Raw genomic sequence first — 24,984 nt, 5'->3', positions numbered from 1 at the left:
AGCATGTATTTTTAATATTTCAAAGCAACTTTCTTAGGGCGTGTTACCTTTATATTTACCATATTGCTATCTCCTTTACGACCATTAAAAACATAATGCACTTCGCAAAAAATTCTATACTGCGAAAAAAATTCTGAAAATGCTATATGTAATTCACGTGCCCATGGAAGACGCTCAACTTCCTTATCAAAAAAATGACGTATAAACCCAGTATTTTCTCTAAGATGAAAAATATTATTTCTAAATATCCTGAGTGAGTTCGAGTGCTCTTTCATCAACTTTCCGATACTATCTGAAATTGGTAATAATTCTTTAAAATCTCTAGGGCGTTCATTATCGAGTAAGAGTCGCATGTTTAAGATTTTAAATCCTTCGCAGACCACACCTAAAAAACCTAACCATGTAGAAAGATAAATTCCCATGTCAAATTTTTCTTTCTGACTCAAATGGCCTTTCTTTGCCATTTTTTGGTTGAGCTTATTGTAATTTTTAAACATAAGATCAGCCGTTTCAAAATAATTAATTTGGAGTGTTAATACACGGTCTCGATTGCGACATGGGAGCATGTCATCAGGGGTTCGGCAATCTGTATCTATAGCATAAATATGTGGGGAATTAGCAAAGTAATAAAGGTCATGATCTGAAGAAATCAGCTCTCCATCATCTAGGGCCTTATTTAAATGATCAGTGACATCACCAAAATTTCTGAAACCGTAATCTGTTAATTTTTTACCTGCAAAGTTGGTTAACCACCAAGAATTAAACCCTCCTACCTCACCTCGCTCCCCAAAATCAAAGTCTACGCTCCCAGAATTTAGATCTACCCTGCACCCAGCCCCATGTTTATAATATTTTACACCACCATCTAACTCACCAATACGGGGTATATCAGATTCAATCCATCCATTGCAACTAGATGGCATGTTAATTCCAGACCGATGCATTAGCTTTAAAGCAACTTGGACATTATCTTGAAAGTCAACAATCAAACGATAAAGATTATTATTCATACCACAAGCTCGCTTCGTATTATTGATAAAGGGATGCAATACGTGACTTGGAACCAAAAACGCTATTAAGGATAATATCTCCTTTTCCGAGAAATTAACACTGGCTATGCTCTCAATACCCGCTCTTAGCACAGAGCTGCCTATCTGATTAGGTTTGGCTCTGTGCCGCAGTTGTGTCAGGTTAAGCCTGAGCCAATAAGTATTAGCAATTCATCTTCCACGATTTTCATATCCTCCGCGTTCAGCCCTAAAAGCGGGCGCGCCGGATACTGCACTTCTTTTGCCCTGACCGATGGGCGATCCCGCAGCCCGAACTGATGCACCTTCGCCATGCGCTGAACCTGACCGATGAATTCCACCACTGCGTCTTTGTCCGTGCCTTTGGCCTTTATGTATTTAGCCGTGCGCAGTTTGGCAAACATCTCCCGCTTGATGCGGCCTTTCTTCGGTCGCAGAGGCTGCACCCGTCGCGGGGCGAACGGCCGCCCCTCCGGCGTGACCTGCCGCTTAATGCGCTGCTGCTGATGTTTGCGCAGACGCTTTGCAATGGTAGAGGCCAGGGCTTTACGGCCAGCCGTTCGCTGATGTGCGTCTGAGGCTTCACGCCTGCGGTGTGCCCGATGCCGTTTGTCCAGACGCCGCGCTGCACTGGTAGGCGGTAAGGCGGCAGCCTTCAAAATCAGCGATCAGTGCCAGACCGGCGGCGGACGTTTTCAGCGTCGGCGTTTGCGGAAGTAGGGCGACGATCGCCAGTACGACGGCGACGGTGCAGCGTCTAACGATTGATGGCTGCATTAATGTCCCCTCTGACGCCCATAGCTTTCAGCAGGCGATAGGTTTTGCGCCAGTAATACCAGTTCACCAGAAAGGTAGCGACACGGACGACGGCACCGACCAGAAAGGCGATATCCTGCGGTGACATTGCGCCGAGCCAGGCGAGAAAGGCCGCGACTCAGTAACAGATAAACGAGGTGATGCACTCCATGGTCATCAGTCCCAAAGTGAAACGGTTTCACTGACTGCGGCCTAAGTAATATCCCGCATCCACCGCTGAGCCAGCAGGAGTTCAGCAAATTTGCGCTGGGCTATCTGGTGTTCAGAAATGCGTATCTGGAAATGATCCGTAACCAGCCTGGCGAACCGATGCGCTTTGAGGCCGCGCCGGCTAAATATATGCGGCGCCGAGTGGAAGAGGGGACGTACATGTTTGTACAGGGATGGAAAGAGCCGCATCAGTTCACAGCAGGCAGCATCTTTCATCTGATCGAGCCAGATATTGACCAGGAGATTTATTGTCTGCCGGAATACCTGAGGGCGCTGAACTCTGCCTGGCTGCTTAAAGCAGCAGTGATATTGACTCAATGCGCAAGGCTATGAGGGATACAAAAGACCTGTGCTATTTCCCAAACCTGATCATATACGCACCGAACGGCAAGAGAGACGGCACTCAGATTCTGCCGCTGAGTGAAGTTGCGACCGGGGATGATTTTTTTAACATTAAAAAATCCAGCCGTGATGATCTGCTAAGTACGCGTCGTGTACCGCCGCAGACAATGGGGATCATTCCTGATAATGACGGAGGGTTTGGGGAGGTGGAGCAGGCGGCGCAAGAGTTCGTATGGAATGAACTGAGGCCGCTACAGGAGAGAATGAAAGTTATTAACTCAATATGCACAATCATTTCATTTGCTAACTATGAGTTTGATATAGGAGTGATTTATTCAGTCGTTCAGACACGATAAACTTGCCACTTACTAATTAATAAAGATTGATTTTTTCTAACAGCAATTTATTTCGTATATATAAATACAACATATACAAATGAAAATGGTGGTGCGAGTGGCCCTTCTCATATGTTCAGAGAAGAGCCCAACATTAGAACTTGGTCCAACCACCTGTTTCTGTGGCTAATAAGGTGTTTTTTTCTCGTATATTAGGTCTGATAACGGGAATTGTTGAAGAAGACAGAGGGGCTTCATATTCTATTTTAAACACAGAGACAATTTCTGTGAGTTGACGTGCTTGCTCTTCCAGTGAAGCAGCTGCAGCAGCTGATTGCTGAACCAGTGCGGCATTTTGCTGTGTAACACTGTCCATTTGAACTACAGCTATACCAATTTGACTTATCCCTTTGCTTTGTTCAGATGATGCAGCGGCTATCTCGCTCATGATGTCATTTACACGGCTGACTGAACTCACTATTTTATCCATTGCTCCGCCAGCCAGTGTAACTTGTTCTGACCCGGACTTAATGTTCTCGACCGATTCATTAATGAGCACTCCAATCTCTTTTGCCGCTTGCCCACTGCGTTGTGCAAGGCTTCTTACTTCACTGGCAACGACTGCAAATCCCCGACCTTGCTCACCGGCTCGCGCTGCTTCAACGGCAGCGTTAAGTGCAAGGATGTTGGTTTGAAAAGCGATACTGTTGATCACGCTAATAATATCGACGATTTTATGTGAGCTTGCATTAATCTTTATCATTGTGGATACAACATCGTTAACTATATCGCCACCTTGATTTGCTTCCCGAGTTGCCTGATCTGCCAGAGTACTCGCCTGAGTTGCATTATCTGCGTTGTGTCGGACGGTTGAGCTAAGTTGTTCCATGCTGGCAGCAGTCTGTTCAAGTGCTGAAGCCTGTTCTTCAGTTCTGGATGAAAGATCGGTATTTCCAATAGAAATTTCACTTGAGCCTTTGTAAATTGAATCAGCACTATTGCGTATGTCGTATACCGTTTTAGCCCAGTTAGTCTGCATTTTATTAATATAAGGAGTTAACTGGCCTACACAGTTGTTACCTTGATCAGAAAGCTTGCTGTCAAGTTTACCTGATGCCAAAGATTCAAGGTGCGCTTTTACAATATTTAATGGTTTAACGAGAAAGTTTGCTAGATAACGATCGCTCGTTAGCATGATTACAACACTCACACCCAAAGCACATATAAGTATATACTGACACCATTGAACCCATTGAGTAATCCTCTGATTTGCCTCAGCATTAAGAGTCATTATTTTTTGATTGTATTTATCAATGGCACTACTAAAATTTCTTCTCAGTGGAAGATACTTATCATTTTTTAAAGACTGGAAAACACCTGTGTTTTTTTCTATCGCTGATTTGTACATCGGAGATAAAGCATCGTTAAAAAGAGATAACGAGCTGTTATATATAGCATTCACAGTGTTTGAGTCGAGATTTCCATGTCTAATGCTTTTAAATTGATTAAGTCCACTTTTAAGACTTTCTAACTCGATAAGGGCTGCTTTTGACTCTAGATCGTAAACTTCATTTTCATTCTTATCCAAACCTATCATTGCACGCTCTAATGCTGTGACAGCACGATAATACTGCGCGTTGGCATTATTGATGATATCGCCGTTTTGCTGCTGAACATTAGTAAGACTAAGCTCCCCTTTCAACTCAGTAAGCGAGTATAACGCAAAGCATGATGCCCCAGTCCACAAAAAAGAAAAGGTAACGAGAATAGTAATTAATGCTGTTCGTATTTTTATATCTCTTATGAATCTCACTTTATATACCTCAAGTGTTGGATACTGTACTGCGCCTGAGAAAGCCGCGAATTTTTCATAATCTATATAACAGCCAGGACAGTTGTTTTATATTTTACTAACAATGATATCGGCAATATTATTTTTATCTTGAGATGTTTAGTGATTTTAAAAAATAAAAATGAATAAATTAGGCCTTCATGTTGAAAAGTATGAATATTATTTCAGCGTGTAGAAGTGTTAATTTTTTTTATTCTAATTGTATCTCGTTCTTAAAAGGCTAAAAAAATGAATACTTAAAGAAAATTATTTCCTAATAGAGCGCAATGCTATCCCCGCCACGCTTGCCCGCTTTATAGGTCGCTTTTGATGCGGTTGCGCGATCCGTTGTGACCCACGCCAGCACGGGTGTCGCGGGGAGAAGTGAGCAGGGCGATCACCATGTGAAATCATGCACTCAATGCCTGCAGAGCTGCCAGAAGGGGATCACTCACTCTTCTCTGCACCGTATTCCCTTTACTGCAAGCTCCTCGATGATTAACAGCTTCGCAAAGCTATGCTTTACTGAAACCATACCTGGTTGAATCTGATTGGAGGAAGCATGTTGATTTACAATGTTTTCGGGAGATACCTCGGGGTTTTAAAAGTGCCTGAGGGTTGGCAGGTTTTTCGCGTGGATATCACCGAAAGAAAGTTCTCGCGGCTTTATGAAATTATCATTCCTGATGAAATGACTGAGAGTGAGATCCCCGGCTGGCTTGGGGATATTTTTCATGAGGCAGCGAGTGAACGGCACCCTGATGTGGTTAGAGTTGAGTGACCATGTTGAGGACAAAAAAAAGCCCGCTCGGGGCGGGCTGAAAGGGGTAAAGCGAGGGTCTTACATATCGGGAAGGACAGTTCCCGATTGACACAGGAGAAGAAACATCGTCTTCGGAATCTAAGGTATCAAACAGAATGTAGGGTTATGTCAGAGCAAAGTAAGTTTGCCTGGTGACATGTAACCCGTGCAGTAGCGGGTTTACATTGAGCTTATAACCGCTATCTTTTTAACAGGAACATAAGCCTGATAAAGGGAATGTGATGCGATATTGGACAGGCACGATAGTTATTTTCAGTATCGCCATACTCTGCGCCCTGTGGCTTGGCGACCGTATTCCTCAGGCTTATAACCCGTTCGCGCCACTGGCTGTCAGCGATGCGCCCAACCTCATTACACGCTATAAACTCCGTCGTCTCGACGGTAACCCGCAAGCCTGTCTTGATGCGCTTGATCGCGCGCAATCATCCGGTGCGATTCAGTTTATTCGTGCAGAAAATATGGGGGGAAAGTGCCCGCTGGAAAATCCCGTGCGGGTGAGGGGATTTGGAGATGTGGCACTCAGTTCAAGTTATCTGGCGAGTTGTCGTCTGGCCCTGAGTAGCGCGATGTATGTTTCTCAGGTTGCCAAACCACTGGCGTCAGAGAAATTGGGTTCACCGCTTACACGCATCGACCATTTAGGCAGTTATGCCTGTCGGAATATCTATAGCAAACCTGATGCCCGGCTGAGTGAGCATGCCACCGCTGAAGCGCTGGATATCGCCGGGTTTCGCTTGAAAGATGGCCGGCAACTGACAGTCTTAAAGCAGTGGCCGCAATCCGGTGATGAAGCACAGTTTATACATGCACTGTTTTCAGAAAGCTGTCCGTACTTCGGAAACTCAATAGGGCCGGATTACAACGCAGCGCATGCCAATCATTTTCACCTTGGCATGCGCTGGTTTGGTTTTTGTCGTTAATAGATGAGAACTTTATTCGGCCAAATACCGTTCAACCAGACGCGTCCAGTAGGCTGCCCCAAATGTCAGGCTCTGATCGTTAAAGTTATACGCCGGATTGTGCAGGGCGGCGCTGTCTCCATTCCCCAGGCGTAAAAAGCATCCCGGTTTTTGCTGCAGGAAGTACGCAAAGTCCTCACTGCCAGAAATCGGGGGTAAATTGTCTATTACGTTCTCTTCCCCCAGCAGTTCTTTTGCCACACTGAGAGCGAAAGCAGTTTCCTGATCGTGATTAACCAAAACCGGATACCCAGGAACATACTCGATTTCCGCCCGTGCTCCGTATCCTGTTGCGTGATGTTCAACCAACGTGCGGATGCGTTCTTCAAGGATCTTACGAACCCCGGCATCGAATGAGCGAACGCTCATTTCCAGGCGAGCAGTTTCAGGAATAACGTTTGACGCATGGCCCGAATGCAGTGAACCGATGGTGACCACCGCCGTTTCGTTAGGATCAATGCTACGTGACACAATCGACTGCAAAGCAACCACCAGGCTGCCCGCAACCAGAATGGGGTCTACGGCCATATGTGGCCGTGCAGCATGGCCGCCTTTTCCATGAATAGTGATGTTCACCGTATCGCAGGCCGCCATGAAAGGTCCGGAGCGGAACATCATTTTCCCAACCGGGTAGCCTGGATGATTGTGCAGGCCGTAAACGGCGTCGCACGGAAAACGCTCAAACAGCCCCTCTGCCAGCATGCGTTCCGCACCGCTGTTAAAGCCGATTTCCTCCGCAGGTTGAAAAATCAAATGTATGGTGCCGGAGAAATTTTTGCTTCGGGCCAGCTGTTCCGCCGCACCCAGCAACATGGTGGTATGTCCGTCGTGACCGCAGGCATGCATTTTTCCCGGGTACTGACTCGCATAACTCACGCCAGTTCGTTCAGCGATAGGTAATGCATCCATATCTGCGCGAATGCCGATGCTGCGCGACCCGGAACCCGACGTCAGCGAACCGACCACACCGTGTCCCCCCAGACCCGTGGTCACCTGATAGCCCAGCGCACGTAATTTATCCGCAACCAACGCAGCGGTCGCGGTTTCTTCGTTTGAAAGTTCAGGATGTTGATGCAGGTGTTGGCGAATTTCTCGCAGTCCCGGCTCGAGATCGGCGACGTCAGCGATGGTGCAAAGTGTTTTATGAGTCATTATGAGTATCTGTCTGTGCCTGAGAGATATCCGGTCTACGTGACCGGTGCCACATGGTTACTTCAGACAGAATGCAATGCCAAATCTGGGCTGGCAATCACTAAATAAATCCTCTGATAAGGTTTGTTCAATATCTGGAATGTTCAATTCAATACCGCTATGTAATTGATGTAACGGATTAAAGTATTTTACGTGATGTCGTCCAAAAAATGATTTGCGCTCTGGACAGTCGGGAGAGGGTTTTGGGAATATCTGGCAGGCGGAAAGTGACCTGCCAGAAAGGCATTCATTTAAGAGGGCTTGAGAAATCAGGCAGGGAGGTAAGTGATCGAATGTTCCAGGGAGTCACATTGAGAATCAATGAGGACATTCCAGATACCTTTATAAGGGATGCCGACATAGGCCGTGTTTTGATCTTTCACCGTCAGTACGTCGCCGAAACCTGAGTGGCGGTTCTGTTGCTCCGTGTCATTTTCGCACATGAGATGGATATGGCATTTCTCTGAACAACGAATGACGACAGTGTCGCCCCCAAAAAGACTTAATCTGGCTCGCACATTTGGCATGACTGTCCCTCAATATAAAGTGATGTATCTGAAATACGCCGTAACTGAACACTGCCAGGGTTTACGCCGGACTCTCTGGAGTGATGTAAGTCACACAACGTTCTGTAACTTATAAAAGCAGACTGCAGGTGGCGAAATAATGACCTTAATCAATAGTTATGAGATTGCGCATCAGATATTCAAATGAGTCATCGATGTGTTGTAAATAAGGGTGCTTAAAACTTCATCAAAAAGGTGTCATGTGTTTTCACGGTTAAGAAAGGGTAAAGAAGCAAGCGGGGCGGTAACATTCATCGGTTATCGTGAACGTCAGTGACTGCCGATATTCATTCGTTACAGAGTAATAAAATAGCTGCTTTTTCTTTCGCAAGCTGACACCCTATAGGTCTGGCATGTGTGCACGCTTGAAATTGATTCTTATCGGATTTTTTACCGTCTAACTCGCTTGTTTAGCGGGTCATGAAAAGAGTGTGCACTACACTTTCTTATCTCATTCAGTCATAAGGGCATCGGATGATTTGCTCCGAAACATTCAAACACTTCAGAAATTTCAGTGCATTAGCGTTGATTCTGAACGCGACTTTTAGCCTGCCGGTACAAGCGGATGATGCGCTGCTACGGGCTTGTGGCAATGCAAATACGGCAAAAGATTGCCAGTTACCTTTCCAGCAGGGGCTTTCCCCGGTTCAGGTGAGTTTGACCCGTGAACCTTTATGGGGTTATGTCGATACCAGCGGACATATGGTGATTAAACCCGCCTTCAGCGAAGTCAGCGGCTTTGTTAATGATGTTGCCGCCGTCAAAAAGGGCGATAAGTTCGGTTATATCGATAAAAAAGGCAACTGGGCGATTGAGCCGCGCTTTACCCGCGCTACCGATTTCAATGCTCTGGGGACCGCTCTGGTCGTGACGGATAATCGACTGGCGATGATTAATCGCAAAGGTGAAGTCATCAAAACCCTACCTTTTGCTGCCTCTTCCGACACTAAAGGATTCACGCAGGGTCAGGCGCTGGCGAGTGTACAGGTTCAGGTGTCACCGGCATTATGGAATGCCGCCACCGATCGATCTCTTGCATTACCTGATGACGTGATGGCCCTCGATTTACCGCAATCGGGTCTTATTCCGGCGAAAAAACGTGATACCGCCACTGACGGATTTTGGGGTTATCTGGACGAGAACGGTCAATGGGCCATTGATCCGATGATCCTGAAAACCCGCGACGAACCTGTGCTTAACGGCAATGTGGTTGCGGTGAAAACGAAGAACGACTGGACATTTGTTGATCGTCAGGGAGTTTCCCTGAGCAAAGAGCAGTACAAATCTGTTCGCCCGCTGTCCTCTGGCAGCTGGTTGGTGACCCTGAACGATAACGGCAAACAACTGCTTAGCAGTAAGCTTGAAAAAGTGCAGGATATCCCTGCCGATCAGGCTGAAAACGTCCTCGTCTGGGGCCGTGCCATTATCGGGCAAGGCAGTAAGGGCGTTACCATTATTGGTGCCGATAATCAGATCGTCTCGGTGAAAGCCAACAAACCTCAGTTATTACAGCAGGGTGGCCGACTTTGGGTCACGCAAAACGAAGGTAAATCGCTGCAGGTCATACAAATCTATAACAATAACGGCGTAGCGCTGCTCAATGATGCCACGCTCGCGGCGTTAAAGGATTATCAGTTGCAACCGCTGGCGACCAGCGTCATGACGGATGATGCGCCTGTATTACCCGCAGAGAGTCAGGATGCCTCGCGGACTTTGCCATGGGCTGTGCTGACCTCATCAGATGCCGCCAGGCCACCCGCCATTTTAACCTCGCAAGGCGCGGTGCTCTCGGACCCGCAGTGGGCATCGATTGATAATGCAATCTCTCAGTCACCACTGATTATCCATACTCAAACCAAAAAAACAGGGGCGGTGGATTCAGCAGGGAAATGGGTTATCCAGCCGGTCTACTCGCAAATCAGCCCGTTTAACGGCGATTACACCTGGGCCGTGGACGACAGCAACAAAGCAGAGACTCGTCGTTTAATCGACCGCAACGGCAATGCGGTTGATGTGCCTGCGGATATTCAACAAAATGCCCAGCGTCTTTCTGCCGCAATGTTGTATTACGCGGTAGGCGAAGGTGATTCACGGCGCTGGGGTCTTTGGGATATTGCCAGCAAAAGCATCAAAGCTGCCCCTCAGTACCTGCAGATTGAATCCTTCGACGACGGTTATGCGCTGGCGAAAACAGATGCTGGCTGGGGCGTGATTAATCTTGATGGAACCTGGGCAATTGCACCGGATGCCAGCCTCAGCGGCAAACCTCAGTATGTGGGTGACGGGATGTTTACCTTCTCTGATAACGATCAGCCCGGTGAACGCGGTGCAGTGACCGGTCATTTCGCCCTTTATAATGCGCAAAGTGGCCAGGCGATGGCCACTGACTTGATAGCCAGTCCGCAACGGGTTGGGGAAAATCACTGGCTGATTAAGCCGTCGGAAGGTGGCGTGTCCTTAATCGATGATGCCGGCCGTGCGCCTCTGAGCAAAGGTATTGTCGCATCCTCAAGCTCTGTTAAAGGTGACTGGGTGATGCTGAATTTCTCGGCACACTTCGGCGCCATTAACGGCAAGGGTGAATGGCAGATCCCGCCACTGTATACCGCAGAGTTTAACTTCATTTCTCCACTCAACTGGAGCCGTGCGGTAAGTGACAACAATACAACGCTCATCAACGATCACGGCGGCGTTCCGCTTGATGGTTTTGACCAGGCACAACCGCTGAATTCACTGGTTCGTCTGGCAATGAACGATGACGCTACTGGTGAAACGGTACTGTTCGATAACGATGGCAATGAAGTCCGTCGCTTCTCAGGGCTCAACAGTCTGCTGGCCGATAAAGCGAGCTCAGGCGTAATCCCAATGCGAGACAATAAAGGCCTGTTCGGGTTTGTGGATCAGCAGGGCAAAAAACTGATCGGCGCCTATTTTGATCAGGTGGGATCGATGAATGACAATTTCGCCGCCGCTATGAAAAAATCGACCTACGGTAATTTGTTCGGTTACATCAATCCTACCGGCCGGTTTGCAGTGTTGCCTAAATTTAACTGGGCAGGCGATTTCAGTGAGAAACATGCGTGGGCGGGCGGTAAGGGCGTGGTCAGCCTGCTGAACGCTGAGGGTGCCGTTCAGGCGAAGATACAAGTGCGCTGCAATCAGCGTGTCATTGTTGATACGAAAGGTGCCTACCTCTGGCCAGCCAAAGCGCCTTCTTGCAGTAACGGAGGCAATTAATGATTGTTAGTAAACCTTCAAGGTTACATCGCGCACTTTTCGGTGCGTTTCATACCACCAGCGCGCTGGCCTTATTGACACTAACAATTCCCGCGATGGCGGCAGAGTCCGACAGTTGTTTCGCACCATTACCCTCGGCTCAGGCTGAAATGCAGGCGCGTAATGCGCAGCCTCTGGTTCAGAATCTGTGTCTGCGTGATGTTCACGAAGGGCGGGCCGCCGTCCGCTTACCGGAAGAGAACGGAAGCGGTGACCGTTGGGGCTTTTTAGACAACAAGGGCCAACTGGTGATCAAGCCCGTCTTTGATGACGTCGGGGATTATCATTACGGAACCGCCGCCGCGAAGCAGCAGGGCAAATGGGGTTTCATTGATACGACCGGCAACTGGCTGATACAACCGACTTTCGACAGCGTGCAGCCTTTCACACAGTCGGGTCTGGCTGTGGTGACGCTCGCGGGCAAACCGCAACTGATTGATCGCAAAGGAGCGCAGGCCGGTAAAGCTTTTGATGAGTTAGTTGATGAAGCAACCCTGACTGACGGTGTTCCTGCGCGTTTGCAGCTTTCGTTTAAAAGTGTCTTGCTGTCGCCGGACGGTGTCCGGCATGTCGCGACGGACAAAATGGAGATCGTCGAGCCTTTTGGTGCCAGCGGTTTGTTCATCGCGTTTGATGCAAACAAAGGTTATGGCATTGCTGACGAGAATCTCGCCTGGCGTGTTGAGCCCCAGTATTCGGCGCTGACGCTCGACCCGAGAAATCCTGCTGTTGCATTGGCTAAAAATGCCGACGGTATTACGCTTATCCGCGCAGATGGTGTGCAGGATGAGCAGAAATATCTGACGGTCAGTGAAGAAACCGGCGCATTCTGGCTGGCTAAAACCGCCGATGGCATTAAGTTGCTCGATAATTCAGCCGCTGTCATCGCGACATTTAGCGAAGCCGGGGCGTCTGCATTGCAGGTGTCAGGTGACTATGTTCTGAATCCATCGGGCAAAGAAGCGTTAACGGTCTTTGTTCCAGGGCGCAAACAGCCGCTGACGGTGCCTGCTGCCAGCCAGCCTCTGGGGCAAAACACCGGTGAGTTTTTAGTGCTGACCAAAGGTGAGCAGAAGAAAGTGAACACCATCGTGGCGCCATCCGGCGGCATGATCGGCGGGGCACAAAATGTCGGATGGCTGGCACAAATCGCCAGTGCTGAAGTGATTGATCATCGCCTGTGGCTACGTGATGAACAGGGCGACGTGTTAAACGTCGTTGATGCTGCCGGTAAGGCGCTGCTGAATCAGAAAAGCCTCAGTGCCCTTGGCGACAGCCGTATTGAGCCCCTGAACGCCGGTTCGGAGCCTGCCGGGGCGCAATCTCCGTTGGCCTTAATTCGCCCAGACAATGATTCGGGCAAAGCCGGTGCGGGTTTCCTGCGTTCAGATGGTTCACTTCAGATTGAAACCAAATGGCTGGATATACAGCCTGCAGACAGCAGCCAAAATGTCGGTCAGTTCATTGTGCGAACCGCCGGGGGTACTGGCGTGGTGGATGCCCAGGGCAAAACGCTGATCCCACTGACGGAAGACAATATTTCTCCGTTTGTAAACGGTTATGCGCTGGATTATCTGGACGGCAAGCTGACGGCAATGGATCACGCAGGCAAACACTATGGCCTGCCGGATGTGTTCGAGCTGGAATCTGTGGGCAACGGCTGGTTCCGTTACCATGAGACGGCTGCGGAAGGCGCGCTGTGGGGGATTTTTGACGCGAACAGTCAAAAAAGCATTTCACAACCCGCGTACAAAAGTGTCGGCAATTTCGCTAATAATCAGGCTGAAGTACAGATGCCAGACGGTTTATGGGGCATTGTCGACGCTCAGGGTAAAGTGCTGGTCCAGCCAAAGTATGCGGAGGTTAAGCGTATCAATGCCGCATTGTGGTTGCTTACTCAGCCAGCTGTGGCTGATCAACCTGAATCAAGCACTATCGCTGAAATCATCGGCAATGATACCCAGACACGTATTTCCCCTGTTGCAGGATTATCCGTCACCCAGTTCAGCGATGGCCGCATTTTGGCCACGTCAGCGGCGGGTCAGTCCTGGTTACTGGATGCCAAAGGAAATGTTCAGCTTCACGAGCAGCAAACACATATCAGCGCGCTTGGCGATTGGGTGAAACTTTCCCGTCAGCCACAGCAGGGCTACCTGACGGCTCAGGGTGAGTGGCAAATTCAGCCTGTCGCGGTGTCCGAAGGCTCTGCTTTCGGGCAGGGGCGCGCGTTGCGTTCAACACCAGCGGGTGCTGAGTTGATTGATGATAAAGGTGCACGCATCGCCGCCATGCCGGAAGGTAAATGGGTACTGCCGGCGGGCAGCGCCTGGTCTGTCTCTTACGATCCGCAGGACGATGAGCCAGCCACCCGTTATGTTGACAGTACGGGCAAGCTGGTGCTGACGGTTCAGGGTTTTGCCAGCCGGATGACCGACGGCCACGCTGTGCTGACCCGCGCTGACGGCAGGAAAACCTGGATTGATGCACAAGGAAAACCGACTGACGGTGTCTCATTTACCGATTTAGGATTGCCGGTTGACGGCCTGGCATTTGCGCGTATCGATCAGGGTTATGGTTTTATTGATGCACAAGGCAACTTTGCAATTCCGCCGGTGTTCAGTGCCGTTTCCCCGTTTGACAGCGGCGTTGCCGTGGTGTCGACGCCAGTAATGTCGATGATGATTGATAAAACCGGTAAGCCTCTGGCGCGTATCGATAAAGAATGTGGTATTTCGGTCTTGTACGGAGCGGGAAGTACAAGACAGTGGCCGCCGGTTATGCCAGAAAACTGTACCAAATAGCCGGTGCGTTCTCTGACTGAAACCCGCTTCGGCGGGTTTTTTTGTGCTAATGTTTACAGGTAATCGTTGTGAACTATCTCAATTGAAAGGATAAATTATGATCCCGCAGATCCCATTAAAATACAGGGACGCAGAACGTTGGTCTTTTGGTGATACTGAATCATCCGCAGATGAACTGGCAAAGCGCGTTATCGACGGCACAAAAACAGCGACCTGTTCAAACCTCGATGATGACCCGGAGCCTGAAGCCGGTGAGATCTTTGTTGTGGTTGATGGCCGCAACAATCCGGTCTGCGCCGTTCAGCTGACTGACGTGAAGCAGGTGCCTTTCGACCAGGTGACTGAGCAACACGCCTGGGAAGAAGGTGAAGGCGACCGTACGCTGGCCTACTGGCGCACAGAACATCAGCGTTTCTTTGAAGAGTATGAAATGTTTGAGCCCACCATGCCGTTGTTGTTGATGAAATTTAAGCTGGTGGAAAAATTCTAATATTTTTCGTTCAGGCCCTTTGCGGGCCTGAATATCCATCACTCAGTTATTCCCCGTCTTGTTCATCCGCATCCCGTTCAGGAAACCGTTATGTCTGCAAAGTCTGCTTTTCAGAATGCATTTTCTACCCAATCTGTGATCCCTTATTTCAGCCAATGGGAAGATCCTGATGCTGCTGCGGGGATCATTGCCGGGGAGATTTCGCTGTCGGAAGTGACGCTATGGCGTGAATCAGGGGCATCTTCACAGGATGAGTTTATCGAGTGGGCTAACCATGTCTGCGGAATGTGTTGTCTGAAAATGGTACTGGCAGCAACGTCTGGCAACGTAGTGCCGATATTAAATCTGACTCAGAAAAGTTTACCGTATGGCGCTTATGTGCGGGATGGCGAAAATATCAAAGGCCTGATTTATGCGCCCTTTGTAGAGTTCGTGAGGAAGGAGTTATCGCTGAGTGCGCAGGTGAAAGTCGGGATATCCGCCAAAGATATTGCCGGTGAGTTGGAAAATCACCGTTTTTTCATCGCGTCGGTGCACCCGTCAATCCGTAAACCTGAGTCATTGCCGCCGCATAAAGGGGGCCATCTGGTTCTTGTTACCCGGGCTGACGCGCAGTCTGTAACGTTTCATAATCCTTCCGGCCACGATATCTCTTCTCAGCAGGACGTTACGCTCTCCGTTGATGCATTCTCACGCTTTTTTGCCGGACGGGGTATTTCACTGGTGGCTGCCTCTAAGTGACCGCATAGCGGCATGGCGAACAACGTCCCGTTCGCCATGCTGTGTCACTCCAGTCTCATGATCCATTCGTCATTCTGTTTGTCATATTTTTCTTTGTACAACACGGAATGACGGCCATCCAGTATCGCCGGTACGCTGGTGTTATCGTCCCAGGCATCCAGTTGCATGCATAAATCAGGATCTGATTTGCAGGGGATATGAACCTTATCGCCGCCTTTTGCTTCAGGTGTTGATAACTGCGCATCATCAATTTCATAACTGCCAATTCGTATAATCGATTTTCCCATCAGGTACTCCTTGCCAGATTAAAGCCAGTGATTTGAACAGGATCAGGTACGACCAGTTGATCGCCCTTACTTGAGAATAGTCGAGAGCACAAAAAGCGCCATAAGAAATTTTCAAGCAGGGAAGAAGTGGGATGAATCTCATGAGACGTGCTGAGGGCAAGGAGGAGAAATGCCGGTGCGTCAGTAAGACGTTCCGGCATTTTCAGCGGGTTAAAGTGGGTTAAATCTCACAGAAACCGGCATGGCGTTGATCTGATTGCGGCCGTTATTTTTCGATAAATACAAGGCTTCATCGGCAGCGCTGACGATATCCGACTGATCGTCAAGGCCGGGGTCCTGATCGGGCATATAGGTCGCAATGCCCTGGCTGATGGTCACCCGGTTAAATTCGCTGAAACTGTGCTTGATGCCCAGCGCTTCAATGGATTCCATGATGTGCTGCGCGACGATCCAGGCACCTTTCAAATCGGTATCGGGGAGGATCGCGGCAAACTCTTCGCCGCCGAATCGCGTGACCACGTCCGTGCTGCGTTTTAACGATTTACGCAATGTGCGGGCGACCAGACGCAGGCAGGCATCGCCTGATAAGTGTCCGTAGTGATCGTTGAAATGTTTGAAATAATCGATATCAATCATCACAACGGTCAACGGCGTGCGGTTGCGCTTGGAACGCATGTATTCGTGACTGAGCACTTTTTTGAATTCGCGGCGGTTTGGCAATTTGGTCAGTGAATCTGTGCGGGCCTGAATTTCCAGACGGCGGTTTGCCTTCACCAGTTTCAGTTCCAGCAGCTTACGCTCGTGTACATCTTCCGCCGTGCCGTACCAGCGCTGGATTGAGCCATCCGGTGCATAACTGGCTGCCGCGCGAATGCGCATCCAGTTCCAGCCGCGATCCACATGGCAAAAACGCACTTCGATATCCAGCGGTGCACCGGTTTTCAGGCATTGTTCCCAGGTTTGAACCGCGCCACGGCGATCTTCCACATGCATGCTCTGGATCCACTTATCGGCCAGAATATCCTGACGGGTCATGCCCGTTATGCGCTGAAATCGTGAACTGACATCATTGAGCATGCCGCGCGGATCAGCGGTCCACGGAATTTGCGGGTTCAGCTCGACCATATTGCGGTAATGTTCCTGACTTTCCCGCAGAGCCTTCTCCATTCGCTTCAGGCTGGTGATATCCGTCATCGCCACAGACAGTCCGTTCAGCTGATTTTGTCCGTCGTAAGCGGCTTTAATGCGCACGAAGAACACCTGATTTTTGCCCGGAACCGAAAACTCTCTGTCCGGTGTATGCTCGTTGCGCTGCGCCAGTTCCAGTGCGTTGTTGAGTAATGGCGACAGGCCGGGCAGGAAAACACCGACTTTGCGGCCAATGGCTTCAAAAGGTTGCAGGCCAATAATATTTGCCATGGCGTCATTCACCGTCACATATCGCATGTGAAGATCGATGAAGCACAGCCCAACAGGCGCGTTCGAGTAGATGGATTCCAGCTGAAAAAGACGTTGTCCGGGAGCCTGATCCAGTGTGGTCAGATTGCGGTCGATGCCGCGATAGCCCCGGAAATTGCCGTCGGGGTCAAACAGTGGTACACCGCTGGTTTCGAGAATAACTTCCGTTCCATCCGGGCGGATATTACGGTTAAGCAATCCGCCGAAGGGCGCGCGCCGTTCAACGATGGCGGCAAATTGTTCGCCCACACGTTTCGCTTCGTCTGGCGGCATAAAGTCGAACGGGGTTTTACCTATAACCTCTTCAGGCGGGACTCCCAGAAACTCGATGCATTTATTCGAGGAAAAGACGTAACGTCCTTGTGCATCGACTTCCCAAATCCAGTCAGAATTGTTATCGATGATATCCCGCAGACTGGCCATTTCCTGTAAAAGCAGTCCATCTGCTGATTCGAGTTTCATTTCATCCGACATGATACTTCTCCGACTGGCAGCTCTTTACTCAACATCAGGCACTATGATTCATTTAGAAAAATGATATATCACTAGCAATGTTATCTTGAGGGCAATAATACATGGCAGGCTAGGATTATTCCTACTTATAATTCAATAAACCTTAATAGATAAAATAGCTTCATATCAAAGATTTGCAGGATAAAATTTTTATCATGCATTTGATTCATGAGATTAGCTCTCGGAAGTTCACTTAAAGGGATGAGTAAGGAGTATTAACTAAAGTGCGTCTTTGGGGGATTTTGCTGTTTTTAGAAAAGTATAAAGAGAATATTCTGCGCCAGCAGGGTGATCTTCTGGCGCGGTAAACTTTAGCAACAATCACGTTAGCTGATCGTTCGGCAAATTCAGATGGCGGATGGCGCCATCTCTGACCAGTTCGCGCGGCAAACTATTTTTGATTCTGCTGCCTATCCGCTTCGCCAGACCGAGCGGTTGCGCCTGCCAGGTCACCAGACATTCATCTTTCGGGGGGGCAGTGTCAGGGTAGATATCCACGCCACGCAGCCAGTTTTGCGCCAGTTCATCATTTATCTCAAAACGATTCACCGCATCCGCGGCGCTGAAAGCGATCACGGCCTCATGCTGCCAGCGGAAACCTTTCGGGAAACGTTCTGCCAGACGCAGGCCGATACGCGAGAAGCGGACTTTACCAAACAGCGGTTCCAGCACGGCCGGGAACAACCAGATTTCTTTATCACGCTGCCACAAGGTGAACTGTTTTTCCGGCCAGCGCAGGCCGGACAGTTGCGCTGCATTCACGATCTCGGCGCTCTCCTGACGTGACATAGGAGAGAAAGGAAAACGGCCTACTTTATAGCCGGGCACCGGCAGACGTGGGACGGAATCTGTTTTACGAAAGCGCGCGACAAAGAACCCCTCGCTGTCATAAACCTGAGGGAATACGTGCAGGTAACCTTGCGGGGTAATGGCTTTCGATGCGTCAGTAAATAAGTGTTCAAGCGTTTCCACTTCAACGGCATCCGCATAGGTATCAAGTAACCACTGACAAACCTGCTGATTTTCCTGCGCGTTGAGGGTGCAGGTGGAATACACCAAAACGCCACCCGGTTTTAATGCATGGAACGCGCTGTCGATAAGTTCGCGCTGGGTGGCTGCAATTTCCAGAACGCTGGCCTGCGACCAGTTACTCATTGCATCCGCATCTTTACGGATCACGCCTTCGCCAGAGCAGGGCGCATCCAGCAAAATCGCATCGAACGTTTCCGGCAGGGCAGCACCAAACACACGGCCGTCAAAATGGGTCAGCGCGGTATTGCTGACGCCGCAGCGGCTGACGTTGGCATGCAGCACTTTGACGCGGCTGGCAGAATATTCGTTGGCAACGATGCCGCCCTGGTTATTCATCAGTGCGGCAATTTGCGTGGTTTTTGAACCGGGCGCAGCGGCAACGTCCATCACCAGCACGGGTTGGGTGTCGTTGGCAAACAGCGCGGTGACAGGCAGCATGGAACTGGCTTCCTGAATATAGAAAAGCCCGGCAAGGTGCGCGAGCGCGTTGCCTAAGCGTGATTCATCCAGAGCATGACGGTTGATCCAGAAACCTTCCCCGCACCAGGGCACCGGTTCTAATTCCCACTGATAGCTGGCGGCCAGTTCGAGAAATGCCGCCACGCTGATTTTTAGCGTATTGACCCGCAGGCTTGGGCGAAGAGGGCGCTGACAGGCTGCAATGAAATCTTCCATGCTGAGGTTTTCAGGCATGATCTCGCGGGTCGCGTCGAGAAAGGCGGCGGGTAATTTATCGGCGAAGGCGCCGGTGGTGGTGAGTTTTGACAAGAGTGCGGTTCCAGAACTGAATAAGTTTTCCAGCGACGGAGTCTAGCATATTTACACCCGATGAACGGCAGGTGCGACAGACCAAAATGAACAGGCCACCCGAAGGTGGCCTGTGTGCGTGAGGGGGCGATCAGTTTCTTGGGATTGCGGTTCCCCAGTCCTGCCAGTCTTTCGGTGCCTCCGGATTAAGCAGGAAGTGATTGCCGCTGGCGGCTTTCGGTGCCAGAGGTGTCGTCGGTGGCGTTGCGAAGGCAATTCCGCCACGAATGAACTGCTGGAATGTGCCGCTTTTGAACACGCCGCCGGTCAGACCGAATTGCAGGTCATACCCGGATGCCAGCCAGAAGACCGTGTTTGCCCGCACCAGATACTGATACTTCTTACTGATACGCAGCGTGACGTTCACCCTGTCGGCCATCGCGCCAAGGTATAAGCCGGATACGGTACCCACTTCGATACCGCGGAACAGCACCGGCGTACCAATTTGCAGCGAACCGACTTCGGCGGCATCGACCACAATCCCTAATCCGTCGGTATAACGGGAATCGGTTATGGTTGATTCCTGCAAGTCAAAGTTGCGCGTCGGTGCGCCTTTGCCCGCTTCCACATTAATGTAGGGCTGGAGCAGTGTATCCAGATTGCTGACGCCACCGGCAGAAATCTCAGGTGAGACAATCGAGAAGCGCGAGCCGCGACGGGCAAACGCATCAACATATTCCGGATACAGCACCGCTTTGGCCGCCACCTGGTTCAGTTGCTGATCCAGTTTCAATGATTCGACCTGACCGATAGTGATCCCGAGATAACGCAGCGGCATCCCCGGCGACAGTTTGCTGGCATCGTAGGTATTGAGAACGATCTGGCTGCCGACAGCGCGGGCTGAGGTTTCGGAGTCATACAGATTACGTTTCGCACCTTTGGTCAGCGTCACGCCTTCCAGATTATCGAAACTGATGGCGCCTTTTAATGCGCGATCGAGCGGTGAAGCCTGAACGGTCAAACCGCTGCCGTTGAGCTGAACCTTCGCGCCGCCTTCTGCCCAGAAAATACTTTTATCTGTGAGCAAGTTGCGATACTGCGGCTGGATGTAAACGTCCACGTCGAATTCATTGGCCTTCGGGCGAACATTAACGATTTCACCGACCTGGAATTTACGGTAGAGCACCACAGAGCCGGTTTGTACGTCTGGCAGGCTTTTCGCGGTCAGCGTCAGCGTTGCGCCGGGTTGCTCACCCTGAATACCTTCGGCCGCTTTTTCGGCGTTGCTGTAAAGCGGGTATTTCTGCGCCGGTGCGCCTTTGGTGCCCGGAATGATGCGTACACCGCCATCTACCCACTCCTGAGCGCTGGCGCCGAGCACTTCCATTCCGTCGATACCCAGTTTGACGTCCACGCGACTGTTGACCACAAACTTGCTGTCTTTATGCAGCAGGTCTTTGTATTCCGGCATGATGGCGGCGTTAAACAGGATGCCTTCGTCGGTCAGTTTACGATCCATCACTTGTCCGACCGTGATGCCATACAGTTTGATCGGCTGCCCGGCGTCAATGCCGTAGCTTTGCGGAGCAATCAGCTGAACTTTGACGGTGCCGGGGTCCTGAAGCAGCTTGCGGTTACTGTCCAGCACCACGAAATGCTTCTGCGGTTCACCTTCGCCTGGGATCAGTTCGAGCGTGTTGCCAGTGAGCAACTGGCTGAGGTTGGCGTTGTTAAGGCTGATGCGCGGGCTGTTCATTTCAATGCGCGTGCCGGTGCGGATCATATCCAGCACAGACGGGTCGACGGTCAGTTTACCGGTGACTTTGCTGTCCGCCTGCAAGGTGATTTTGGTCAGCGTACCGACCTGAAGCCCCTGGTACATCAGAGGTGTCTGGCCTTCCGACAAACCATTGCCATTCGGCAGATCCAGATCGATTTCTACACCGCGCTGGCTTTGCGCCAGATCGGGATAAAGGACATAAGACTGATCGGCTTTTGCAGGTTTACCTTCGTTAGGTGAATCCATTGAAATAGCGCCATTCACCAGTGCCGCCAGACTTTCCATCTGTACTTTCGCACCGCTGAGGCTGAAATCACCTTTGAAACCTGAGACGTTCCAGAAACGGGTGTTGTCTTTTACCAGACCGGCAAAACGTTTATCGATCAGCAGATCAATCGTCACACCGTTATTACCGCTTTCAATATCGTAATCGTAAACTTTACCGATCGGAATTTTACGGTAATACACCAGCGAACCGGTACTCAGTGAGCCCAGATCTTTGGCGTGCAAATGAATCATCAGTTCGCCGGTATTGAGGCGGAATTTAGGCTGCGTATCAAGCGCCACAAAATGGTCTTTCTCTTTACCCGGCCCTGGCATCATGCCGATGTAATTACCGCCGACCAGCGCATCAAGGCCGGAAACCCCGGCAAGCGACGCTTTCGGGGTGACCAGCCAGAATTGTGTGCCATCGCGCAGCGCATCAGTGAGATCACTTTTGATGCTGACCTTCACCTGAATGGTGCGCAGATCCTTGGTCAGGCTGATGGATTCAACCGTCCCGACTTCGACACCCTGATAACGCACAGGCGTACGGCCCGCCACAATCCCTGCGGCAGACTGGAAGTCGATGGTGACTGTTGTGCCGCGCTCCTGAAAGTTGCTGTAAATCAGCCACCCGGCGATCAGTAAAGCGATAAACGGCAGCAGCCAGAAAGGTGAAATCCGGCGTCTGTGTTTTATCCGTGCTTCAGTCGGTGTATTCGGCGTTTCCTGTTGCATGTGCATCCCAAATCAAGCGGCTATCAAGCCATTCAACGGCAAGAATGGTCAGGATCACGGCGGAGCCAAAGTAAAAGGCGGCCGGTCCCATTGTAAATGACAAAAGCTGGTCACGATTTACCAGCGACATCATCAATGAAATTACAAACAAATCGAGCATCGACCAGCGTCCGATCCAGGTCACCAGCCGTAATAAACGAATGCGCGTTTTCAGTCCCTGAATCGCTTTAAAATGGATGCTGAGCAGCAGCGTCAGCATCACGATAACTTTCGTAAAGGGCACCAGCACGCTGGCGATGAATACAATCGCGGCGATCGGAACATTTCCTGAGGTGGCGAGCGACACTACGCCAGAAAAAATGGTGTCCTTCAACTGCTGACCGTTGGCGTAAATAATTGAAATGGGCAACAGGTTCGCGGGAATCAAAAAGATCATCGCTGCAATCAGCGCAGCCCAGGCTTTTTGCAGGCTGTGTTTGTAACGCACACGCATTGGCGTATGGCAACGCGGACACCGCCCACGGTCATCAGGCTGACCGGTGAATTTGCAGGATAAACACAGACGCAGCGACGAAGGCACGCCTTTAGGCTGGCGCTGCGGATAAAACTCTTCCCACAGCTGTTCTATATTAAGATTTATCATGGTCAGCGTGACCATTACCGTCATCATCAGATACGCGGCCAGCGCCACGCCGACATTGATATCGGCATACTCTTTCACCTTGATGCTGGCGACGGCCATGCCCACCAGGTAAATATCGAGCATGACCCAGTCTTTCAGGCGGTCGAGCATCAGCAGCACGGGTTTGAGATTCATGCCGAGTTTGCTGCCAAAATGCAGATAAAGGATGGAGAGGGCCAGCGTGAGCGGTGCGCCAATGGTGCAAAACGCGACCATGCTGGCTGTGACCGGATCGCCCTGACGTGACATCTGCCAGATGCCTTCGAGCAGGCTTGCGTCTATACGGGTGCCCAACAGACGGATGCTGATCAGCGGTTCGGTGAATGCGAAAGGCATCAGCAATAAGATGCTAATGGCAATAGTGATCAGGCGGGGCAGGGAGCAAACCCGGCCCTTTTCGACTTTGGCATTGCAACGCGGGCAATGTGCAGTCTGTGTGCGTTTCAGCGCCGGAAGCGAAAAAAGATGATCGCATTCGCTACAGCGTTGGTAGCGAACTTGCGGGATCTGGGCTGATATCGTGTGTATTTTCATAGTACCTGGAGTAGTAAGAATACCTGTTGTTACAATTACGCATCCCCTCAGGGGGTCAGGCGAGGCCATCAGGCCAAGATCAGCCAGGTTTTTTTGACAAAATAACGTATTATGCGGTCGGCAAACAGTTATTGTAGGTGAGTCTTTTTGATGTCACACAGGATTAATCTTTTCATATGGGCAATTAATGCTTATTTTAGAGAGGTTAAGCACACCAGAACGGCTCAATGCCCTTAGGTTATTATTGGTTACTACATGAATAAAGAAGCATTCTACACGGAATTAAAACGTGATTTGAGCGCGTTGATCGCCGGAGAGAACAATTTTATTGCCACTCTGTCGAACACCAGTGCCTTACTGTTTGAACGTCTTGAAGGCGTCAACTGGGTAGGTTTTTATCTGATGGACCGCACCACACTGGTACTCGGCCCATTCCAGGGTAAAATTGCCTGTGTGCGTATTCCGGTAGGAAAAGGCGTATGCGGTACCGCAGTGGCGGAAAATACCGTTCAGCGCGTGGGCGATGTCCACGCCTTCCCGGGCCACATTGCATGTGACGCATCAAGTAATGCCGAAATCGTTCTGCCCATTACGGTGAAAGGGACGGTTATTGGCGTATTAGACATTGATAGCACCGTTTATCAGCGCTTTGATGAAGCTGATGAACAGGGGCTGACAGAGTTAGTCAGCGGGCTTTGCCAGCATCTTGAAAACAGTGATGCTGAAAAATATGTCAATCTGATCGCAAGTTGATCGTCGGATAACGTGGCATTTAATAATGGCGTCATTATAATGGCGCCTGTTCATGCCTGCGCCGGTTGGCAAACCCGTTGTAATCAGGAAATTTCATGGAAAATCAACCTAAGTTGAACAGTAGTAAAGAAGTCATCGCCTTTTTGGCTGAGCGGTTCCCGCTCTGTTTTACCGCCGAAGGCGAAGCACGCCCATTAAAGATCGGTATCTTTGCGGATTTGGTCGAGCGCGTGCAAGGTGAAGAGAATCTGAGCAAAACTCAGTTACGCTCTGCTCTGCGTCTGTATACCTCAAGCTGGCGCTATCTCTACGGCGTTAAAGTGGGCGCTGAACGCGTTGACCTTGATGGTAATTCATGTGGCGTACTGGAAGAGCAGCACGTCGAACATGCCCGTAAACAGTTGGAAGAAGCAAAAGCCCGCGTTCAGGCACAACGTGCAGAACAACAGGCTAAACGTCGTGAAGCCGGTGAAACCGCTGAGCCACGCCGTCCACGTCCGGCCGCTAAAAAGCCTGCGCCGCGTCGTGAAAATGCGCCCGCTGCTGTGGCTGGTCAGGAAAATCGCAAACCACGTACACCTCGTCCACCGCGTGAGGAAAAACGTGAACCGCGTCATGTGCCAGTAACAGACATTTCAAAACTGCAAATTGGCCAGGAAATCAAAGTCAGAGCAGGACAGAGTGCGATGGATGCTACCGTTTTGGAAATTGCCAAAGACGGTGTTCGCGTTCAACTCTCTTCGGGTCTGGCGATGATCGTGCGCGCAGAACACTTGCAGTTCTGATA

General features: G+C 50.2%; 18 protein-coding genes and 3 pseudogenes. 9 read left to right on the top strand and 12 right to left on the bottom strand.

Annotated elements, in window-relative coordinates:
• Positions 1-11: 11 nt before the first annotated feature.
• From ACO0U8_RS02760 to ACO0U8_RS02745, 4 genes and pseudogenes are all read right to left on the bottom strand, one after another.
• Positions 12-1,010 (bottom strand): DUF6896 domain-containing protein, encoded by a 999-nt coding sequence (locus tag ACO0U8_RS02760; RefSeq protein ID WP_217204696.1) that lies wholly within the window; start codon positions 1,008-1,010, stop codon positions 12-14.
• Between the two features lie 176 nt (positions 1,011-1,186).
• Positions 1,187-1,570, bottom strand: a complete 384-nt coding sequence (locus ACO0U8_RS02755; RefSeq protein WP_238485266.1) for a phage virion morphogenesis protein — start codon at positions 1,568-1,570, stop codon at positions 1,187-1,189.
• 8 nt (positions 1,571-1,578) lie between these two features.
• Positions 1,579-1,805, bottom strand: a pseudogene (locus ACO0U8_RS02750) (glycoside hydrolase family protein); the annotation flags it as partial.
• Positions 1,786-1,995: pseudogene (locus ACO0U8_RS02745) on the bottom strand (HP1 family phage holin). The pseudogenes ACO0U8_RS02745 and ACO0U8_RS02750, both read right to left, overlap by 20 nt.
• A gap of 50 nt (positions 1,996-2,045) precedes the next feature.
• On the opposite strand from ACO0U8_RS02745, the pseudogene ACO0U8_RS02740 reads away from it, so the two are divergent.
• Positions 2,046-2,752 (top strand): annotated as a pseudogene (locus tag ACO0U8_RS02740) (phage portal protein); the annotation flags it as partial.
• Positions 2,753-2,885: 133 nt separating this feature from the next.
• Here the strand turns inward: ACO0U8_RS02740 and ACO0U8_RS02735 are convergent.
• Positions 2,886-4,544, bottom strand: a complete 1,659-nt coding sequence (locus tag ACO0U8_RS02735; RefSeq protein WP_421670224.1) for a methyl-accepting chemotaxis protein — start codon at positions 4,542-4,544, stop codon at positions 2,886-2,888.
• 580 nt (positions 4,545-5,124) lie between these two features.
• Between ACO0U8_RS02735 and ACO0U8_RS02730 the strand changes: the two genes are divergently transcribed.
• Complete coding sequence (locus tag ACO0U8_RS02730) at positions 5,125-5,343, top strand: DUF7661 family protein (protein ID WP_056779223.1); 219 nt, start codon at positions 5,125-5,127, stop codon at positions 5,341-5,343.
• A 263-nt stretch (positions 5,344-5,606) separates the two neighbouring features.
• Positions 5,607-6,305 carry an extensin family protein gene (locus ACO0U8_RS02725; protein ID WP_414071282.1) on the top strand — a complete coding sequence of 233 codons (699 nt, stop codon included), beginning with the start codon at positions 5,607-5,609 and terminating at the stop codon, positions 6,303-6,305.
• Between the two features lie 12 nt (positions 6,306-6,317).
• On the opposite strand, the gene ACO0U8_RS02720 is transcribed toward ACO0U8_RS02725, so the two are convergent.
• Together ACO0U8_RS02720 and ACO0U8_RS02715 are read right to left on the bottom strand one after the other, a co-directional pair.
• Positions 6,318-7,496: a M20 aminoacylase family protein gene (locus ACO0U8_RS02720; protein WP_421670223.1), complete on the bottom strand. Its 1,179-nt coding sequence runs from the start codon at positions 7,494-7,496 to the stop codon at positions 6,318-6,320.
• A gap of 308 nt (positions 7,497-7,804) precedes the next feature.
• Positions 7,805-8,062 carry a DUF1883 domain-containing protein gene (locus ACO0U8_RS02715; RefSeq protein ID WP_056779210.1) on the bottom strand — a complete coding sequence of 86 codons (258 nt, stop codon included), beginning with the start codon at positions 8,060-8,062 and terminating at the stop codon, positions 7,805-7,807.
• 513 nt (positions 8,063-8,575) lie between these two features.
• Here ACO0U8_RS02715 and ACO0U8_RS02710 point away from each other — a divergent pair.
• The 4 genes from ACO0U8_RS02710 (at position 8,576) to ACO0U8_RS02695 (ending at position 15,409) form a co-directional block, all read left to right on the top strand.
• The gene (locus ACO0U8_RS02710) at positions 8,576-11,338 is read left to right on the top strand and encodes a WG repeat-containing protein (RefSeq protein ID WP_421670222.1); all 2,763 of its coding nucleotides are present in this window, start codon (positions 8,576-8,578) and stop codon (positions 11,336-11,338) included.
• A complete protein-coding gene (locus ACO0U8_RS02705; protein WP_421670221.1) occupies positions 11,338-14,178 on the top strand; it encodes a WG repeat-containing protein in 2,841 nt (946 codons plus the stop codon). Before ACO0U8_RS02710 ends, ACO0U8_RS02705 begins: the two co-directional genes overlap by 1 nt.
• A gap of 97 nt (positions 14,179-14,275) precedes the next feature.
• On the top strand, positions 14,276-14,668 hold the full coding sequence (locus tag ACO0U8_RS02700; RefSeq protein ID WP_056779198.1) for an ASCH domain-containing protein: 393 nt from the start codon (positions 14,276-14,278) through the stop codon (positions 14,666-14,668).
• Positions 14,669-14,758: 90 nt separating this feature from the next.
• Complete coding sequence (locus ACO0U8_RS02695) at positions 14,759-15,409, top strand: C39 family peptidase (RefSeq protein WP_421670220.1); 651 nt, start codon at positions 14,759-14,761, stop codon at positions 15,407-15,409.
• A gap of 44 nt (positions 15,410-15,453) precedes the next feature.
• Here ACO0U8_RS02695 and ACO0U8_RS02690 read toward each other — a convergent pair whose 3' ends face one another.
• From ACO0U8_RS02690 to yebS, 5 genes are all read right to left on the bottom strand, one after another.
• A complete protein-coding gene (locus ACO0U8_RS02690; protein WP_056773387.1) occupies positions 15,454-15,696 on the bottom strand; it encodes a DUF1480 family protein in 243 nt (80 codons plus the stop codon).
• A gap of 210 nt (positions 15,697-15,906) precedes the next feature.
• A complete protein-coding gene (locus ACO0U8_RS02685) occupies positions 15,907-17,628 on the bottom strand; it encodes a sensor domain-containing diguanylate cyclase (protein WP_217204688.1) in 1,722 nt (573 codons plus the stop codon).
• 360 nt (positions 17,629-17,988) lie between these two features.
• Positions 17,989-19,467 (bottom strand): 16S rRNA (cytosine(1407)-C(5))-methyltransferase RsmF, encoded by a 1,479-nt coding sequence (rsmF, locus tag ACO0U8_RS02680; protein WP_421670219.1) that lies wholly within the window; start codon positions 19,465-19,467, stop codon positions 17,989-17,991.
• A 130-nt stretch (positions 19,468-19,597) separates the two neighbouring features.
• Entirely contained in the window at positions 19,598-22,228 is a 2,631-nt protein-coding gene (locus tag ACO0U8_RS02675; RefSeq protein WP_421670218.1) for an MlaD family protein, read from the bottom strand.
• Positions 22,197-23,444 carry a membrane integrity lipid transport subunit YebS gene (yebS, locus tag ACO0U8_RS02670; RefSeq protein WP_421670217.1) on the bottom strand — a complete coding sequence of 416 codons (1,248 nt, stop codon included), beginning with the start codon at positions 23,442-23,444 and terminating at the stop codon, positions 22,197-22,199. The genes ACO0U8_RS02675 and yebS overlap by 32 nt, the downstream gene beginning before the upstream one ends.
• 255 nt (positions 23,445-23,699) lie before the next feature.
• On the opposite strand from yebS, the gene ACO0U8_RS02665 reads away from it, so the two are divergent.
• Positions 23,700-24,197 (top strand): GAF domain-containing protein, encoded by a 498-nt coding sequence (locus ACO0U8_RS02665; protein WP_421670216.1) that lies wholly within the window; start codon positions 23,700-23,702, stop codon positions 24,195-24,197.
• A 95-nt stretch (positions 24,198-24,292) separates the two neighbouring features.
• Positions 24,293-24,982 (top strand): RNA chaperone ProQ, encoded by a 690-nt coding sequence (gene proQ / locus ACO0U8_RS02660; protein WP_122096202.1) that lies wholly within the window; start codon positions 24,293-24,295, stop codon positions 24,980-24,982.
• Positions 24,983-24,984 lie beyond the last annotated feature (2 nt).

The sequence above is a fragment of the Rahnella sp. EDr1-12 genome, assembly GCF_049206505.1.
Taxonomy (GTDB): domain Bacteria; phylum Pseudomonadota; class Gammaproteobacteria; order Enterobacterales; family Enterobacteriaceae; genus Rahnella; species Rahnella rivi.
The sequence above is the reverse complement of the archived record's forward strand: the minus strand, read 5'-3'. Positions and strand labels throughout refer to the sequence as shown.